The 16,131-nt window shown below is 71.8% G+C and carries 14 protein-coding genes; 5 read left to right on the top strand and 9 right to left on the bottom strand.

Annotated features, from left to right (window positions below; genetic code table 11):
- Positions 1-407: 407 nt before the first annotated feature.
- Positions 408-1,256, bottom strand: a complete 849-nt coding sequence (locus ABZ370_RS19845) for a helix-turn-helix transcriptional regulator (RefSeq protein WP_358622363.1) — start codon at positions 1,254-1,256, stop codon at positions 408-410.
- 138 nt (positions 1,257-1,394) lie between these two features.
- Between ABZ370_RS19845 and ABZ370_RS19850 the strand changes: the two genes are divergently transcribed.
- Positions 1,395-2,279, top strand: a complete 885-nt coding sequence (locus ABZ370_RS19850; protein ID WP_358622366.1) for an NAD(P)-dependent oxidoreductase — start codon at positions 1,395-1,397, stop codon at positions 2,277-2,279.
- Positions 2,280-2,371: 92 nt separating this feature from the next.
- Positions 2,372-3,067: a DUF5995 family protein gene (locus ABZ370_RS19855; RefSeq protein ID WP_358622841.1), complete on the top strand. Its 696-nt coding sequence runs from the start codon at positions 2,372-2,374 to the stop codon at positions 3,065-3,067.
- 6 nt (positions 3,068-3,073) lie between these two features.
- On the opposite strand, the gene ABZ370_RS19860 is transcribed toward ABZ370_RS19855, so the two are convergent.
- From ABZ370_RS19860 to ABZ370_RS19875, 4 genes are all read right to left on the bottom strand, one after another.
- Positions 3,074-4,783: an NAD(P)/FAD-dependent oxidoreductase gene (locus tag ABZ370_RS19860; protein ID WP_358622368.1), complete on the bottom strand. Its 1,710-nt coding sequence runs from the start codon at positions 4,781-4,783 to the stop codon at positions 3,074-3,076.
- A 67-nt stretch (positions 4,784-4,850) separates the two neighbouring features.
- Complete coding sequence (locus tag ABZ370_RS19865) at positions 4,851-5,654, bottom strand: carbon-nitrogen hydrolase family protein (RefSeq protein ID WP_358622371.1); 804 nt, start codon at positions 5,652-5,654, stop codon at positions 4,851-4,853.
- Between the two features lie 187 nt (positions 5,655-5,841).
- The gene (locus ABZ370_RS19870) at positions 5,842-6,297 is read right to left on the bottom strand and encodes an Lrp/AsnC family transcriptional regulator (RefSeq protein ID WP_358622373.1); all 456 of its coding nucleotides are present in this window, start codon (positions 6,295-6,297) and stop codon (positions 5,842-5,844) included.
- 10 nt (positions 6,298-6,307) lie between these two features.
- Entirely contained in the window at positions 6,308-7,780 is a 1,473-nt protein-coding gene (locus ABZ370_RS19875; RefSeq protein WP_358622376.1) for an amino acid permease, read from the bottom strand.
- A gap of 365 nt (positions 7,781-8,145) precedes the next feature.
- On the opposite strand from ABZ370_RS19875, the gene ABZ370_RS19880 reads away from it, so the two are divergent.
- Both ABZ370_RS19880 and ABZ370_RS19885 read left to right on the top strand, forming a co-directional pair.
- Positions 8,146-8,322 carry a hypothetical protein gene (locus ABZ370_RS19880; protein WP_358622379.1) on the top strand — a complete coding sequence of 59 codons (177 nt, stop codon included), beginning with the start codon at positions 8,146-8,148 and terminating at the stop codon, positions 8,320-8,322.
- Entirely contained in the window at positions 8,319-9,233 is a 915-nt protein-coding gene (locus ABZ370_RS19885; protein ID WP_358622381.1) for a DUF2637 domain-containing protein, read from the top strand. The genes ABZ370_RS19880 and ABZ370_RS19885 overlap by 4 nt, the downstream gene beginning before the upstream one ends.
- Before the next feature lie 94 nt (positions 9,234-9,327).
- On the opposite strand, the gene ABZ370_RS19890 is transcribed toward ABZ370_RS19885, so the two are convergent.
- The 3 genes from ABZ370_RS19890 to rpe form a co-directional block, all read right to left on the bottom strand.
- Complete coding sequence (locus tag ABZ370_RS19890; protein WP_358622384.1) at positions 9,328-10,767, bottom strand: GuaB1 family IMP dehydrogenase-related protein; 1,440 nt, start codon at positions 10,765-10,767, stop codon at positions 9,328-9,330.
- Between the two features lie 116 nt (positions 10,768-10,883).
- A complete protein-coding gene (locus tag ABZ370_RS19895; RefSeq protein WP_358622844.1) occupies positions 10,884-11,873 on the bottom strand; it encodes a sugar-binding domain-containing protein in 990 nt (329 codons plus the stop codon).
- Between the two features lie 114 nt (positions 11,874-11,987).
- Positions 11,988-12,686: a ribulose-phosphate 3-epimerase gene (rpe, locus tag ABZ370_RS19900; RefSeq protein WP_358622386.1), complete on the bottom strand. Its 699-nt coding sequence runs from the start codon at positions 12,684-12,686 to the stop codon at positions 11,988-11,990.
- 173 nt (positions 12,687-12,859) lie between these two features.
- Here rpe and ABZ370_RS19905 point away from each other — a divergent pair, with 173 nt between their 5' ends.
- Positions 12,860-13,801, top strand: a complete 942-nt coding sequence (locus ABZ370_RS19905) for a serine hydrolase (protein WP_358622388.1) — start codon at positions 12,860-12,862, stop codon at positions 13,799-13,801.
- Between the two features lie 80 nt (positions 13,802-13,881).
- Here the strand turns inward: ABZ370_RS19905 and ABZ370_RS19910 are convergent, their stop codons facing one another.
- Positions 13,882-16,101 (bottom strand): NADP-dependent isocitrate dehydrogenase, encoded by a 2,220-nt coding sequence (locus tag ABZ370_RS19910; RefSeq protein ID WP_358622390.1) that lies wholly within the window; start codon positions 16,099-16,101, stop codon positions 13,882-13,884.
- Positions 16,102-16,131 lie beyond the last annotated feature (30 nt).

Consider the following 16,131-nt stretch of genomic DNA (forward strand, 5'->3'; position numbering starts at 1 on the left):
GTACCGCACTGTCGGCGTGCCGGGTGCCCAGCCATCCGGGGTGCAGCCTGTCGTTCGTCGGCGTGGCCGCGGTGATCCGGCCGCGCACCGTAAGGCCCTGTGCCCCAAGCCAACCCCCTCCCGAACCGGGGACACCCCGGCCCCGGCGCGGGTGCTGCGTGGCCGCTCGTCCGCAAGCAGCGCGGCGCGGGCGCGCGTACGACGGCGGCCGCGCGCCGTACGCCCTGTCCGGGGGTACCCCGGGCCCCGGCGTGGAGGCTCTCGGGGCGTCGTGTGAAAGTCGTCGCGGGGCGGTTGCGTGGGGCTCGGGCGCGGCCCCAGCCGGGGGCCAGGGGCCGCCCTGCGCGGGGGCCGGGGTGTCCCCGGTTCGGGAAGGGGCGGGGTGGGGATGACGGCCCCCGCAGGGGTCAGCCGCTCGGGGTCAGGTTCTGAAGGCCCACCACGCGCAGCAGTTCCAGGCGTTCGGACGACTCGCTGCCCGGCACCGCCGTGTGGACGATCAGCCGCTGGGCGTGCTCCGCGCTCAGCAGCACCTCGCAGTCCAGCTCCAGCTCCCCCACCACCGGGTGCACGAACCGCTTGACGGTCGAGCGGCGCACCGCGACCTCGTGGGTCTCCCACAGGGCCGCGAACTCCGCGCTGGCCGCGCGCAGTTCGGCGACCAGGGCCGCCGGGGCCGGGTCGCCGGGGCGGGCGGCGACCACGGCGCGGAGGTTGGCGACGTGGATGCGGGCGTGCTCGGCCATGTCCTCGGGCGGGAAGAGGCCGATGTCGGGCCGCCGCCGGAGGAAGAAGCTCCGGACGAAGTTGCGGTCACCCGGCGGGCGGGCGGTGATGTCGCCGACCAGGGCGGCCGCCATCGCGTTCTGCGCGAGCACATCGCCCCAGTCGGTGACCACCTGCGCCGGGGTGTCGTACAGCCGGTCCAGGACCCGCAGCAGACCGGGACGCACATGCCCGGACGTGGTCGCGTCGCGCGGCGGCTCCTCCCCGACCAGGTGGAACAGGTGGTCGCGCTCGTCGTCGGTGAGCCGTAGCGCACGGGCCAGCGCGGTGAGCATCTGGCGGGACGGGCGCGGGCCGCGGGCCTGTTCCAGCCGGGTGTAGTAGTCCGTGGACATGCCGGTGAGCTGGGCGACCTCCTCCCGGCGCAGTCCGGGCGTACGCCGCCGCGGGCCGGGGGTGAGCCCCACGTCGGCGGGGCCGAGGCGGGCGCGGCGGCGGCGCAGGAAGTCCGCGAGTTCCGTTCGGTGCACGCCTCCATCGTCGCGCCGCGGCCGGTCCGTATCCAGGGTCTGCCGATCCCTGGATGAGGAGGTCTCTCCCGGTGCCGCGGCCCCTCGGCCCAGAGTGATCGGGAAGAAGCCGATCGAAAACGAGAGGGTGCTGATCGCATGCCGATGATTCTGGTGACGGGTGTGACAGGCCGGGTGGGGCAGCGGTTCGCGAAGCGGCTGCTGGCGGAGGCCCGGCCCGGGACCGAGGTGCGGGTGCTGGTCCGCGACGAGGAGCGGGGCGCGCCGTTCGCGGCGCTCGGCGCGCGGGTCGCGGTGGGGGATCTGCGCGAGGAGAAGGATCTGCGGAAGGCGATGGACGGGGCGCACGCCGTGGTCAACATCGCGGCGGCGTTTCGCGGGGTGCCGGACGAGGAGGCGTGGGCGGTCAACCGGGACGCCGCGGTGGCGCTGGGACGGGCCGCGGTCGAGGCGGGCACGAGCCGGTTCGTGCAGGTCAGCACGAATCTCGTCTATGGCGCCTCGCGCGGGCGGCCGCTGGTGGAGGACGACGAGAGCGTGCCCGGCGGCGTGTTGTGGGGCGCGTACCCCGCCGCGAAGGCGGAGGCCGAGCGGGAACTGCTGGCGCTGCATCGCGACCAGGGCCTCGACTTGCGGATCGGCAGCCTGTCCTTCGTGTACGGGGACGGCGACCCGCATCTGGCCGAGGCGCTCCAGCTGGTCGGGGCCTGGCCCGGGAACCAGCGGCTGGCCATGGTCCACCACGCGGATGTGACCCAGGCGCTGCTGCGGCTGCTGCGCGCGCCCGGCGGTACGGCGGGCGGCTCGGCGTCGGGGCGGAAGTACAACATCGTGGACGACGCCCCGGCGACCGCCGTCGAGCTGCATGAGATCCTCGGGGCGCCGCTCCCCGAGGGCATGACCGAGCGGACGGACGGCGACACCTGGTGGGGGTGCACCTCCAACCGGCGGCTGCGCGAGGAGCTGGGCTGGCGTCCGCTGTACCCGACGATGTGGACGGCCTACGACGCGGGCGCGCTGTAACGGTCTTGCCGAAACGCTCCGCCGTACGGGGGATGTGACGGCACACCAGTATCCGGCCGGGGGCGTGCGCTGCCACGCTGTTCCCCATGACGATGCCCGCCCAGCGGCTGGATGCGCCGCGTACCGTGCAGAGCGTCGTGGCGCGCATGAGCGCGCTCGGCGCGGCGCTGCCGCCCGAGGACGGGGTGGCGGTCTTCAACCGGGTGTATCTGTCGGTCACCGAGGAGGTCGGCCGCCGCCTCGGCACCGGCGGCTTCCAGGACCCGGCCGCCACCGAGGAGTTGGACGTACGGTTCGCCTGCCGCTATCTGGCGGCGGTCGACGCGGGGGCGGCCGGGCGGCGGCCACCGGCCTGCTGGCGGCCGCTGTTCGAGCTGCGCGGCCACCCCGCGGTCCGTCCGGTGCAGTTCGCGCTCGCCGGGATCAACGCCCATATCGGGCATGATCTGGCGCTCGCGCTGGTGGACACCTGCCGGGCCCGGGGGATGGAACCGGCCGCCCTGGAGGGCGACTTCGGCCGGGTCGGGGCGCTGCTGGCGGAGATGGAGGAGCGTATCCGCGAGGAGCTGATGCCTGGCCCCGATCCGCTGGAGGCGGCCGATCCGCTCACCCATCTCGTCGGCTCCTGGAGCCTGGACAAGGCGCGGGACGCCGCGTGGGCGTCGTTCCGCGCCCTCTGGGGTCTGCGGGCGCTGCCGGAGCTGGTGGAGGAGTTCACGGAGCGGATCGACAAGACCGTGGGTCTGGTCGGGCGCTGTCTGCTCACTCCCCTGCCGTCCACCGGGTAAAGGCGCTCAGTCCTCGGGGAGTTCGACGGGCGCGATCTCGTCGTACACATCGCCCGGCCCCGGGTTGCCCGGATCGGTGGCGCCCCCGAAGCGGTGCATGACGCCCCACACCGCGTTGAGCGCGGTCTGTACGGCGCCCTCGGCCCAGCCCGCGGTCCAGGAGATGTCGTCCCCCGCAAGGAAGATGCCGCGCTGTCCCGCCTCCAGCCGGTCCTGCATGAAGTGGGTGAACAGCCGCCGCTGGTAGCGGTAGTGGCCGGGCAGGTTGGCCTTGAACGCACCCATGAAGTACGGCTCGTTCTCCCAGGACACCGTGACCGGGCTGCCGATGATGTGCTTGCGGATGTCCACCTTCGGATAGATCTCCGACAGCGACTTCAGCATGACCTCCATCCGCTCGTTCGCGGACAGCGGCAGCCACTTGAGGCTGTCGTCGCACCAGGTGTACGAGAGGCAGATGACGGCGGGCCGGTCCGGGCCGTTGTCCAGGAGGTACGTACCTCGGGTCATCCGGTCGGTGAGCGTCATGCTCATGGTGTCCCGGCCGGTCTCCTCGTCCTTGTCCAGCCAGAACGGCCGGTCGACGGGGACGAAGAGCTTGCTGGACTCCATGTAGTGGGTGCGCTCGATCGCCGTCCAGTGGTCGATCGGGAAGAGCGAGTCATCGCAGTCGATCTTGGAGAGCAGCATCCAGGACTGCGCGGTGAAGACGACCGCCTGGTACGAGCGGATGTCGCCGCCCGCGTCCGTCACCACGATCCGGTCGCCCGCGGCGCGGTGCAGCCGGGTCACGGCCGGGCGCGGCGCGCCGTCGTGCAGGGAGGACAGCGAGGTGCCCTGCGCCCAGTGGACGATCTTCTCGGGCGCGCGCTCCCACAGCCGCAGCGGCAGCTGCTGGCTGCCGCCGACGATGCCGCGGTGGTGGTCGTCGGCCTCGGTGTAGACGACGCGGAGGATCTCCAGGATGGAGTTGGGGAAGTCGGTGTCCCAGCCGCCGGTGCCGAAGCCGACCTGGCCGAAAATCTCCCGGTGGCGGAAGGAGGTGAAGGCCGAGGAGTTACAGAGGAAGCCGTAGAACGTCTGGTTGTCGAGCTTCTCCACGAGCTTCGCCCAGATCTCGCGGATGCGCGGGACGTCGCGCTCGCGGATGGCGCGGTTCATGTCGGAGAAGTCGGCGCCCTCTTCCAGGCAGGCGTTCCACGCCTCGGCGACCTCGCGGTACACCTGCGGCAGGTCGTCGATGGTGCGGGCGTAGTGGGACTGGCCCTTGAGGTCGACGACGGTGGACGGGGTCTCCGGGGCCAGCGGGTTGGGGAACGGCTCGGTGACGAGGCCGACCAGGTCGATGTAGTGCTGGAGCGCGGTGGAGGACGGCGGGAACCGCATCGCGCCCATCTCGGCGGTCAGCTCCCCGTCGCAGCCCTCGAACCCGACGGTCCGCAGCCGTCCGCCGATCCGGTCGGCCTCGTACACGACGGGCCGCAGGCCCATCTTCATCAGCTCGTACGCCGTCACGATGCCGGACAGTCCGCCTCCGATGACCGCGACCTCGGCGCCGTGCTCGGTGGCCGGTATCTGGCCGAGGCCCGCGGGGTGGGCGAGGAAGTCGTCGTAGGCGTACGGGAAGTCCGGGCCGAACATGGTGACGGGCGGGAGGGTGTCGGTGTGCTCGGACGCGTGCTCGTCGTGGACGGCGGTGGGCACCGTGGACGTCATCGGGTACGGACTCCTTGCGGATCGAGCCGGGGCGAGGGTGAGGAGGGAGGGGAGGGAGCGGGGCGGGTCAGGGTCGGTCGAGGGACCCGTACAGCCCGGGGCGGCGGTCGCGCAGATACGTGTTGATCCGGCGCGAGGTGGCCAGCAGCCTGGGGTCGGCGTCGCCGAGGATCAGCTCCTCGGAGCGGCCCGCCCGGGCGCGCATGGTGCCGTCGGGACCGGCCAGACAGCTCAGCCCGATGAAGTCGAACTCGCCCTCGGGGCCGCTGCGGTTGACGTACGCGATGTACATCTGGCTCTCGAAGGCCCGTACCGGGACGAGCGATTCGGCGACGAACTGGAAGGGGTGCATCTGCGCGGTCGGCACCAGGAGGAGATCGGTTCCGGCCAGGGCGTGGGCCCGGACGTTCTCCGGGAACTCCACGTCGTAGCAGATCATGATGCCGATGGTCAGCCCGCCCAGCTCGGCCTGGACGACGGGGGTGTCGCCGGGGGCGAACCAGTCGTTTTCGAAGCAGCCGAAGAGGTGGGTCTTGCGGTAGTTGGCGAGCGCGGTGCCGTCGGGGCCGACCAGGCGGGCGGAGTTGTGGACGGCCTGCCCGGCGCGCTCCGGGTAGCCGTAGAGGACGGCGATGCCGTGCTCGGCGGCGATCTCGGCCACGGCCCGCCCGGCGGGCCCGTCGGCGGGCTCGGCCAGCCGGTGCACACCGTCGCCGATGGCGTAGCCCGTGAGGAACATCTCGGACGTGACCAGCAGCCCGGCCCCGTCCGCGGCGGCGCGCCCGGCGGCGGCGTCGAGGGCCTTGAGGTTGCGGGCGGGGTCGCCGGGGTGACCGGAGCTCTGGAGCAGGGCGGTGCGCAGCGGCGGCATGGAGACCTCTGGGGAGACGTGACGTACACGGAAAACGGTACGTTGCGCCGAGATCGGCCGACAAGCCGCGATCGTTGCGCGCTCCGCGTGGATTCGTTACGTGTTTTTGGCCGGGTACGGCGATTCGTTGCGCCGGGGCCGGAGCGGCTGCCGCCACTCCGGCCCGGGGCACCGCGTGGGACGCCCCCTACGTCGGGGCGCCCGAGGTGTAGCGCCGCAGCAGCGGCGACAGCACCAGCACCGACTTGGTGCGCTCCACGAACGGCTCGCCCGCTATCCGCTCCAGCACCCGTTCGAAGTGGCGCATATCGGCGGCGAACACCTGGACGACGGCGTCCGCGTCGCCGGTGACGGTCGACGCGGACGCCACCTCGGGGTAGCGGGACAGGCCGCGGCGGATGTCGCCGGGCGAGGTGTTGTGGCGGCAGTACAGCTCGACGAACCCCTCGGTCTCCCAGCCCAGCGCCGCCGGGTCCACCCGTACGGTGAAGCCGGTGATGGCGCCGTCGGCCCGCAGCCGGTCCACCCGCCGTTTGACGGCGGGGGCGGACAGGCCGACCAGTTCGCCGATGTCGGCGTAGGAGCGGCGGGCGTCTTCGGCGAGGGCGTGGACGATGCGTTCGTCGAGGTCGTTCAGTCGCACTGCGGGGGCGTCACTTCTCTGCTGTGGCCAGTCGGGATCGGCGCATGCCGTATCCGAAGTACAGCACAAGCCCGACGGCCATCCAGACACCGAAGACCACCCAGGTCACCAACTCCAGACTGTTCATCATCCACAGGCACAGCCCGAAGCCGATGAGCGGGAAGAGCGGCGACAGCGGCACCCGGAAGGTCCGCGGCATCTCCGGCCGGGTCCGGCGCAGCACGATCACGGCGATGTTGACCAGCGCGAACGCGAAGAGCGTGCCGATGCTGGTGGCGTCGGCGAGCTGGCCGAGCGGGATCGCGGCGGCGAGGACGCCGCAGAAGAGGGAGACGATCACGGTGTTGGCGCGCGGCACCCCGGTTCCGGCGTGGATCTTGGAGAAGACCGGCGGCACCAGCCCGTCGCGGGACATCGCGAACAGGATGCGGGTCTGCCCGTAGAGCACGGTCAGCACCACGGAGGCGATCGCGATGACCGCTCCGGCCGCCAGCACCACCGCCCAGAAGCTCTGACCGGTGACGTTCTCCATGATCCCGGCGAGCGCGGCCTCGGTGCCCGCGAACTTCTTCCACGGCAGGGCGCCCACCGCCACCGCCGCGACCAGGCAGTACAGCGCGGTGACGATGACCAGCGAGAGCATGATCGCCCGGGGCAGGTCGCGCTGCGGGTTCTTGGCTTCCTCGCCCGCCGTGGAGGCGGCGTCGAAGCCGATGTACGAGAAGAAGAGGGTGGCCCCGGCGGCGCTGACGCCCGCCATGCCCAGCGGCATGAACGGCGTGTAGTTCCCGGCCCGGATGCCGGTGAAGGCGACGGCGCAGAACAGGATCAGCGCGGCGATCTTCACCGCGACCATGATCGTGTTGGCGCGGGCGCTCTCCTTGGCGCCGCCCAGCAGGAACGCCATGGCCAGCAGCACCACGAGCAGCGCGGGCAGGTTGAAGACGCCGCCGTCGCCGGGCGGGGCGGCCAGCGCGTCGGGGATGGTGAGGCCGAGCGTGCCGTCCAGCAGTTCGTTGAGGTACTGCCCCCAGCCGACGGCGACGGCCGCGACCGAGACGCCGTACTCCAGGATCAGGCACCAGCCGCACACCCAGGCGATCAACTCGCCCAGGGTGGCGTACGCGTACGAATACGAGGACCCGGAGACCGGGATCGTGCCCGCCAGCTCCGCGTACGAGAGCGCGGAGAACAGCGCGGTGATCCCGGCTATCACGAAGGACACGATGACCGCGGGGCCCGCGTCCGGCACGGCCTCGCCGAGGACGACGAAGATGCCGGTGCCCAGCGTCGCGCCGATGCTGATCATGGTCAGCTGCCAGACGCCCATGGAGCGCCGCAGACTCCCGCCCTCGCCCTGGCCGCCCTCGGCGACCAGCCGCTCCACCGGTTTGCGGCGCATCAAGCGGGCGCCGAGCCCGCCGGCCGGAGGTTTGCCCTCCGGTCGCTGGGCGGTGGGAGGGGCTGCGCCGTGCTCCAACACGTGGGTGGCTCCTTAATCGCTGCCATCGGCTTCGTATCTGGTAGTGACGACCGAACGCGGGCATAGGAATGCCCGGTGACAAATCCGCAGGTGGGAATCGCCGAGCTGACGGCCTCCGCCACTCAGCGTCAGCGCACGACCCTATGAGCCGTCCGGCCACGGCCGTAATGCACCATCCTTGCGCATACGTGTCCGAACATTGCGCGCGGGGGCGCTCGCCGGGGAATCATTGCGACACCCGTGCGCGCGTCACCCCCCGATTCACCCGAATGCCGCGATACGGCACCAATTTGGCGGTCGTTGGTGGGGACGTGACGACTGACAGGCTGCAGCCCCCTGACCACGCTCCGCTTACAGCCGAACCCGTGTTCCGGGCCCGGGACCACGGGACGGAGGAGGAGCGGTTCCCGCACGATTACCCCCTCGAATACTGTTCGAGGGTCTGGGAGGACTTCCTCACCACCCTGGGCAGGATCGAGGACGACTTCCTCCAGCGCTCCGCTTCGGCGGAGCCGGGCGTCGAGGCGGGCGTCCAGGCATGACGTACACCGAGCCGAGGCCGGGCGGCTACGGGCCCCCTCCCACCGGCCACCGCCCGCCGCCCGACCCGGCGGAGCGGTTCGACACGGGGTTCGCGTACCAGATGAATCCTTTCCCCCTGCCGGACCCCGATTCCCTGGAGGGCCGCTGGGACCTGGAAGGAGACCTGGCGCGGCTGCTCCAGGGCACCGGGGCCATCCCCACCGTCCCCGCCCCGGACCCCGTCCCCGGCCCGGTCCCGGGCCCCGTACACGGGTCCTTCCCCGGGCCCTTCCCCGGCGCTGTCCCCGGGTCCTTCCCCGGCCCCTTCCCCGAGTCCTTCCCTGGCCCTGTCCCCGGCCCTGTCCCCGGTCCCGTATCCGCCGAGGAGCCGGTGCATTCCACCGGACCGATCCCCCTCCGGCCCCCCTCCCCCACCCATGGGCGCGGGCGCGGCAAGCGCCGCCGGGTCCGCTTCCGGGTGCCGACCATGCCGTGGCTCCAGCTGATCAGCCTGCTCTTCGCGGCGATGACCACCGTGATCGTCGGCATGCTGAGCGTGCTGGGCGGGATGATCTCGTACCGCCCGCTGCGCTATCTGGCCTCCCCCAGCACCTCGGAGTCCATGGCGGCGTGGTGGCCCCTGCTGGTCTACGGCCCCTGGCTGGTCGCCTCGCTGTCCGTGCTGCGGGCCGCGCTGCACCGCCGCGGGGCGGCGCACTCCTGGGCGGTGGTCGTGCTCTTCTCCACGATCGCGGTGTTCCTGTGCGTCGCGCACGCCCCCAGGAACGCGCCCAGCATGGCCGTCGCCGGTCTCCCCCCGGTCGCCGCGCTGGTCTCGTTCCACCAGCTGGTACGCCAGATCACCCTCACCAGCCCGCCCCGGCACGCCCTGCCCCGCCGGGGCGGTGACCCGCGAGGCGTCATCCGGTAGAGCCGGTAGCGCCGGTAGCGACATGACGGTGGCCCCACTCACCCGAGCCGAGTGGGGCCACCGTCATGTGGTGCCCTCGCGGGGCACCGCCTCGTCACTCCCAGCTGGCGTGCAGCGGCTTGCCCTCCGCGTAGCCCGCGGCGCTCTGTACGCCGATCACGGCGCGCTCGTGGAACTCCTCCAGCGAGCCCGCGCCCGCGTAGGTGCAGGAGCTGCGCAACCCCGCGATGATCGAGTCGATCAGGTCCTCGACCCCGGGCCGGGTCGGGTCCAGGAACATCCGCGACGTCGAGATGCCCTCCTCGAACAGGGCCTTGCGGGCACGGTCGTAGGGCGACTCCTCGCTGGTGCGGTTGCGCACGGCGCGCGCGGACGCCATGCCGAAGCTCTCCTTGTACGGCCGCCCGTCGGCGGCGTGCTGGAGGTCGCCCGGGGACTCGTACGTACCGGCGAACCACGAGCCGACCATGACGTTGGACGCCCCGGCCGCGAGCGCCATCGCCACGTCGCGCGGATGCCGGATGCCGCCGTCCGCCCAGACGTGCTTGCCCAACTTCCGCGCCTCGGCGGCGCATTCCAGCACCGCCGAGAACTGCGGGCGGCCCACACCGGTCATCATGCGGGTGGTGCACATGGCGCCCGGTCCGACGCCGACCTTGACGATGTCGGCGCCCGCCCCGATCAGATCGCGCACCCCCTCGGCGGCGACCACGTTGCCCGCGACGACGGGGACGTCCGGCCCGAGCGCGCGGACCGCCTTGAGCGCGGTGATCATCGACTCCTGGTGGCCGTGCGCGGTGTCCACGACCAGGGCGTCCGCCCCGGCGTCGAGCAGCGCCTTGGCGCGCCCCTCCACATCGCCGTTGACGCCCACCGCGGCGGCGATCCGCAGTCGGCCCCCCGCGTCCACGGCGGGCTGGTACAGCGTGGCGCGCAGCGCGCCCTTGCGGGTCAGGATGCCGGCCAGCTTCCCGTCCGCGTCGACGGCCGGGGCGAACTTGCGGTGCGCCGCGTCGAGGCGGCCGAAGGCGTCCTGGGGGTCGATGTCGGCGTCGAGCAGCAGCAGTTCCGTGGACATCACCTCGGACAGCTGCGTGAACCGGTCCACGCCGGTCAGGTCGGACTCGGTCACCACCCCCACCGGCCGCCCGTCCTCCACCACGACCCCCGCGCCGTGCGCCCGCTTGGACAGCAGCGACAGGGCGTCGGCGACGGTACCGGAGGGGGCGAGCACGATCGGGGTGTCCAGGACCAGGTGGCGGCCCTTGACCCAGCGGACGACATCGGTCACGACGTCGATCGGGATGTCCTGCGGAATGACGACGAGGCCGCCGCGCCGGGCGACCGTCTCGGCCATCCGGCGCCCCGCGATGGCGGTCATGTTCGCGACCACGAGCGGAATGGTGGTGCCGGTGCCATCGGGTGAGGCCAGGTCGACGCCCTGGCGGGAGCCGACCGCGGAGCGGCTCGGCACCATGAACACATCGTCGTAGGTCAGGTCATACGGCGGCTTCTGATCATTGAGGAAACGCACGTACTTCAGTGTCCCATGCGGGCCGTGATACGAACCGTGATACAAACGGTACGAACCGTGATACGAACCGTGATACGAACCGGCCCCGGCGCCCGCGGGCGCCGGGAGCACACCGCTTACACGCCGTCAGGGTCGGCGCGGTCGAGGGCGGGGCGGGGGCCGGGGTCCGCCTCCAAGAGCAGGTGGTCGGCCGCCGCCGTGTCCGTCACCAGGCTGGTGACCAGCCCCGACCGCAGGACCGCACCGATCGCCTCCGCCTTGCGGCGGCCGCCCGCGATCGCCACCACCTCGGGAATCCGGCGCAGCCGGTCGGCCTCCACCGTGATGCACCGCTCGCCCAGGTCGCGGCCGATGCGGCGGCCCTCGGCGTCGAAGAGGTGGGCCGACATCTCGGCGGCGGCGCCGAGGCTCTCGTAGTGGGCCCGCTCCTTCTCGCTGATCATGTCGTACACCGTGGAGATCCCGGCCTCCCAGGAACCGATGGAGACGCAGGCCACGGTGACCTTGTCGAAGTACTCGAAGGCGCGGGCGATCCCGGTCTGCGCGCGCAGCGCGTCGGCCGTCGCGGTGTCCGGCAGCAGCATCGGCGCGTAGATCGGGTGGGCCTCGCCGCCGGCGACGGCGGCGGCCCGCCGGACCGCCTCGACCGATCCGCGCTCGGCCGTGCCCGCGTCGTACACGCCGGTGAGCTGGACGACGGTGCACGGGGGCAGCCGGTGCAGCGCCGCGGCCATGTGGATGGTGGAACGGCCCCAGGCCAGCCCGAGCACATCGCCCTCGTTCACCAGCTCTCCGAGCAGATCCGCGGCGACCTCGCCCAGGTTCTCCGGGTCGGGGCTGTCGGCCTCGGCGTCGGCCGGGGACTCGACGACGACGGCGTGGCGCAGCCCGTAGCGGGCGCGCAGCGCGTCGGAGCGCTCGGCGTCGAGTTCGGCCGGGACCCGGATCTCGATCCGCACCAGGTCGCGTTCGAGCGCGGTCTCCAGCACCCGCGCGACCTTGAAGCGGCTGACCCCGAACTCCTCGGCAATCTGGATCTTGGACTTGCCCTCGAGGTAGAAGCGGCGCGCCATGGCCGCCGCTTGCACCAGTTCGGCGGGTCCCATCCGCGTGGCTGAACGGCCCGTCGACACCGCGGTCTCCTCACTTGTCAAAATGTTCCGGCCTCACCGTTCATCCTGTCAGAAACGGTGGAGTTGGTTCGCGCTTTACTGTGACGTTCACCGACCAGTAGCTTCGTGGCCGCACAGTCCGGCGGTGCCCGCCGCCTTCTCGGCCAGGGCGCGCAGGTCGCGTACGGCCTTGTCCGGCTCCCGCGCCCCGTAGACCGCGGAACCCGCCACGAACACATCGGCGCCCGCCTCCGCGCACCGCTCGATCGTCGAGGCGGACACACCGCCGTCCACCTGGAGCCACATCTCCAGACCGTGCCGGGAGATCAGCTCCCGGGTGCGGCGGATCTTGGGCAGCATGATGTCGAGGAACGACTGCCCGCCGAAGCCGGGCTCCACGGTCATCACGAGCAGCATGTCCAGCTCGGGCAGCAGATCCTCGTACGGCTCGATGGGGGTCGCGGGCTTGAGCGCCATCGCCGCGCGGGCGCCCTTGGCCCGGATCTCGCGCGCCAGCCGTACGGGCGCGGCCGCGGCCTCGACGTGGAAGGTGACCGAGCCCGCGCCCGCCTCGACGTACTGCGGGGCCCAGCGGTCCGGGTCCTCGATCATGAGATGGCAGTCCATGGGCGTGTCCGTCGCCTTGCCCAGCGCCTCGACCACCGGCACTCCGAGGGTCAGATTGGGCACGAAGTGGTTGTCCATCACGTCGACATGGAGCCAGTCGGCACCCTCGACGGCCTTGGCTTCGTCCGCCAGGCGGGAGAAGTCCGCGGACAGGATGCTGGGGTTGATCTGCACGGCCATGGGACCAGCCTGCCACGCCCGGCGCCGGGCCATGGACCCGGGATGATCACGATACGGTCGCCGCCCTGTCGGCCCGCCCGGTCGCCCCCGGTTGCCTCGTCCCGCTTGCGGCCGTGCGAGCGGCGCGATGTCGTGATCGTGGATCTTGGAAAAGGCCGAAGGCGAAGGCGACGATGCGACCGACCACGACAGGGCAGCACGTACACACGCGCTCCCGCGCGGCCCTCTCCCTCGCGCTGGCCGCGGGAATCCTCACCGCTCCGGTGACCCGAGCGGGAGCCGCCACGGAGAGCCCGGCGGTGGTCTGCGCCTCGGCCAGGGCCGGGCTCGCCGCCAGGCTGTCCCGGGACATCGCCGCCGCACTGCGCGGCAGGTCCGCCACCACCGCGGTCGCCCTGCGCGACCACACCACCGGCACCCGCTGCACGCTCCGCGGCGACCGGTGGTTCGACTCGGCGAGCGTGGTGAAGGTGACCGTTCTGGCCGCCCTGCTGCGGGACGCGCGGACCGATCACCGGCGTCTGACACGCCACGAGAGCGAACTGGCCACCGCCATGATCACCAGGTCGGACAACGCCGCCACGACCGCCCTGTGGCGCCGGCTCGGGGTGAAGAGGGTCACGGCACTCCTGCGGCTCGCCGGGATGACGAGGACCGTGCCCGGCGACGGCGGCCACTGGGGACTGACCCGGATCACCGCGAAGGACGAGCAGAGGCTGCTGGAACTGCTGACCCACCGCAACCCGGTACTCGGCAACAGGTCCCGCGCGTACGCCCTCGGGCTGATGCGCAGGGTCGTGGCGCCCCAGCGCTGGGGCACCCCGGCGGGCGCGCCGCGCGGCACCACGATCCAGGTGAAGAACGGCTGGCTGCCCCGGGCCACGCACGGCTGGCGGGTGCACAGCATCGGCGCGTTCACCGGGCCCGGCCACGACTACACGATCACGGTGCTCACCCAGGACAACGCCCGGATGCGGGACGGGGTCGCCACGATCCAGGCCGTGGCCCGCGCTGTCCACAAGGACCTCAACAAGGACCTCAATTCGACGGCGGCCGCAGCGAAGCCGTACACCCTGTCCCCCACCCCGCGGAAAGTGATGCCCGCGGTGCCGTAGCGGTGTGCGGGCGGATACGGAACCGCCCCGGCCGGGTGCGCGAGCACCGGCCGGGGCGGAACGTACGGAAGCGGCGACCGTCAGCGCAGGGCGGACAGCGCCTGGTTGAGGGTCTGCGACGGACGCATCACGGCCGACGCCTTGGCCCCGTCGGGCTGGTAGTAGCCGCCGATGTCGGACGGCGAGCCCTGGACGGCGAGCAGCTCGTCCACGATGGTCTGCTCCTGCTCGGTCAGGGTCGCGGCGAGTGCCTTGAACGACTCCGCGAGCTGGGTGTCCTCGGTCTGCTTGGCCAGCTCCTGCGCCCAGTAGAGCGCCAGGTAGAAGTGGCTGCCGCGGTTGTCGATGCCACCGACCCGGCGGCTGGGCGACTTGTTCTCCTGGAGGAACGTGGCGGTCGCCCGGTCCAGGGTGTCGGCGAGCACCTGGGCCCGCGCGTTGTCGGTGGTCTGCGCGAGGTGCTCGAAGCTGACCGCGAGCGCGAGGAACTCGCCCAGGCTGTCCCAGCGCAGGTAGTTCTCCTTGACCAGCTGCTGCACGTGCTTGGGCGCGGAGCCACCGGCGCCGGTCTCGAACAGCCCGCCGCCGTTCATCAGCGGCACGACCGACAGCATCTTGGCGCTGGTGCCCAGCTCCAGGATCGGGAACAGGTCGGTCAGATAGTCACGCAGCACATTGCCGGTGACCGAGATCGTGTCCTCCCCGCGGCGGATGCGCTCCAGGGAGAACGCGATCGCGTCGACCGGCGACATGATCTCGATCCGCAGCCCCTCGGTGTCGTGCTCCGGGAGGTACTGCTTGACCTTGGCGATGAGGTTGGCGTCGTGGGCGCGGCCCTCGTCCAGCCAGAACACCGCCGGGTCGCCGGTCGCGCGGGCACGGGTGACCGCGAGCTTGACCCAGTCCCGGATCGGCGCGTCCTTGGTCTGGCACATCCGGAAGATGTCGCCCTCGCTGACCGTCTGCTCCAGGACCAGGGCGCCCTGGCCGTCGGTCACGCGGACCGTGCCGGTGGCCGGGATCTCGAAGGTCTTGTCGTGGCTGCCGTACTCCTCGGCCTTCTGCGCCATCAGGCCGACGTTGGGCACCGAGCCCATGGTCGACGGGTCGAAGGCGCCGTTGGCGCGGCAGTCGTCGATGACGACCTGGTAGATGCCCGCGTAGCTGCTGTCCGGGATGACCGCGAGGGTGTCGGCCTCGTCGCCCTTGGTGTCCCACATGTGGCCCGAGGTGCGGATCATGGCCGGCATGGAGGCGTCGACGATGACGTCGCTCGGGACGTGGAGATTGGTGATGCCGCGGTCGGAGTCGACCATGGCCAGCTCCGGGCCCTCGGCCAGCTCCGCCTCGAAGGACTCCTTGATCTTCGCGCCCTCGGGCAGCGACTCCAGGCCCTTGAGGATGCCGCCGAGCCCGTCGTTCGGGGTGAGCCCGGCCGCGGCCAGCGCCTGGCCGTACGCGGCGAACGTCTTCGGGAAGAAGGCCCGTACGACATGGCCGAAGATGATCGGGTCGGAGACCTTCATCATGGTGGCCTTCAGGTGCACCGAGAACAGCACGCCCTCGGCCTTGGCCCGCGCGATCTGCTCCTTGAGGAACTCGCGCAGCACGGCGACGCGCAGCACGGACGCGTCCACGATCTCGCCCGCGAGCACCGGCACCGACTCGCGCAGCACGGTGGTGGAGCCGTCGTCACCGGTCAGCTCGATGCGCAGCGCACCGTCCTCGGCGATGACCGCGGACTTCTCGGTGGAGCGGAAGTCGTCGCCGGTCATGTGGACGACGTTGGTCTTCGAATCGGCCGACCAGGCGCCCATACGGTGCGGGTTGGACCTGGCGTAGTTCTTGACCGACGCCGGGGCGCGGCGGTCGGAGTTGCCCTCGCGCAGGACCGGGTTGACGGCGCTGCCCTTGACCTTGTCGTACCGGGCGCCGATCTCCCGCTCCTCGTCGGTCTTCGGGTCGTCCGGGTAGTCCGGCAGCGCGTAGCCCTGCTCCTGCAGCTCGGCGATGGCCGCCTTCAGCTGCGGAATGGACGCCGAGATGTTCGGCAGCTTGATGATGTTGGCCCCGGGCGTCTTGGCCAGCTCGCCCAGCTCGGCGAGGGCGTCCTCGATGCGCTGGCTCGCCTCCAGGCGCTCGGGGAACTGAGCGATGATGCGCCCGGCCAGGGAGATGTCCCGCCGCTCCACGGAGACCCCGGCCGTCGAGGCGTAGGCCTCGACCACAGGCAGGAACGAATACGTCGCCAAGGCCGGGGCCTCGTCGGTGTGCGTATAGATGATGGTCGAGTCAGTCACCGGGTGCTCCGCTCCACGTCTGCAACATTG

The organism is Streptomyces sp. NPDC005962, assembly GCF_040629205.1.
Classification (GTDB): domain Bacteria; phylum Actinomycetota; class Actinomycetes; order Streptomycetales; family Streptomycetaceae; genus Streptomyces.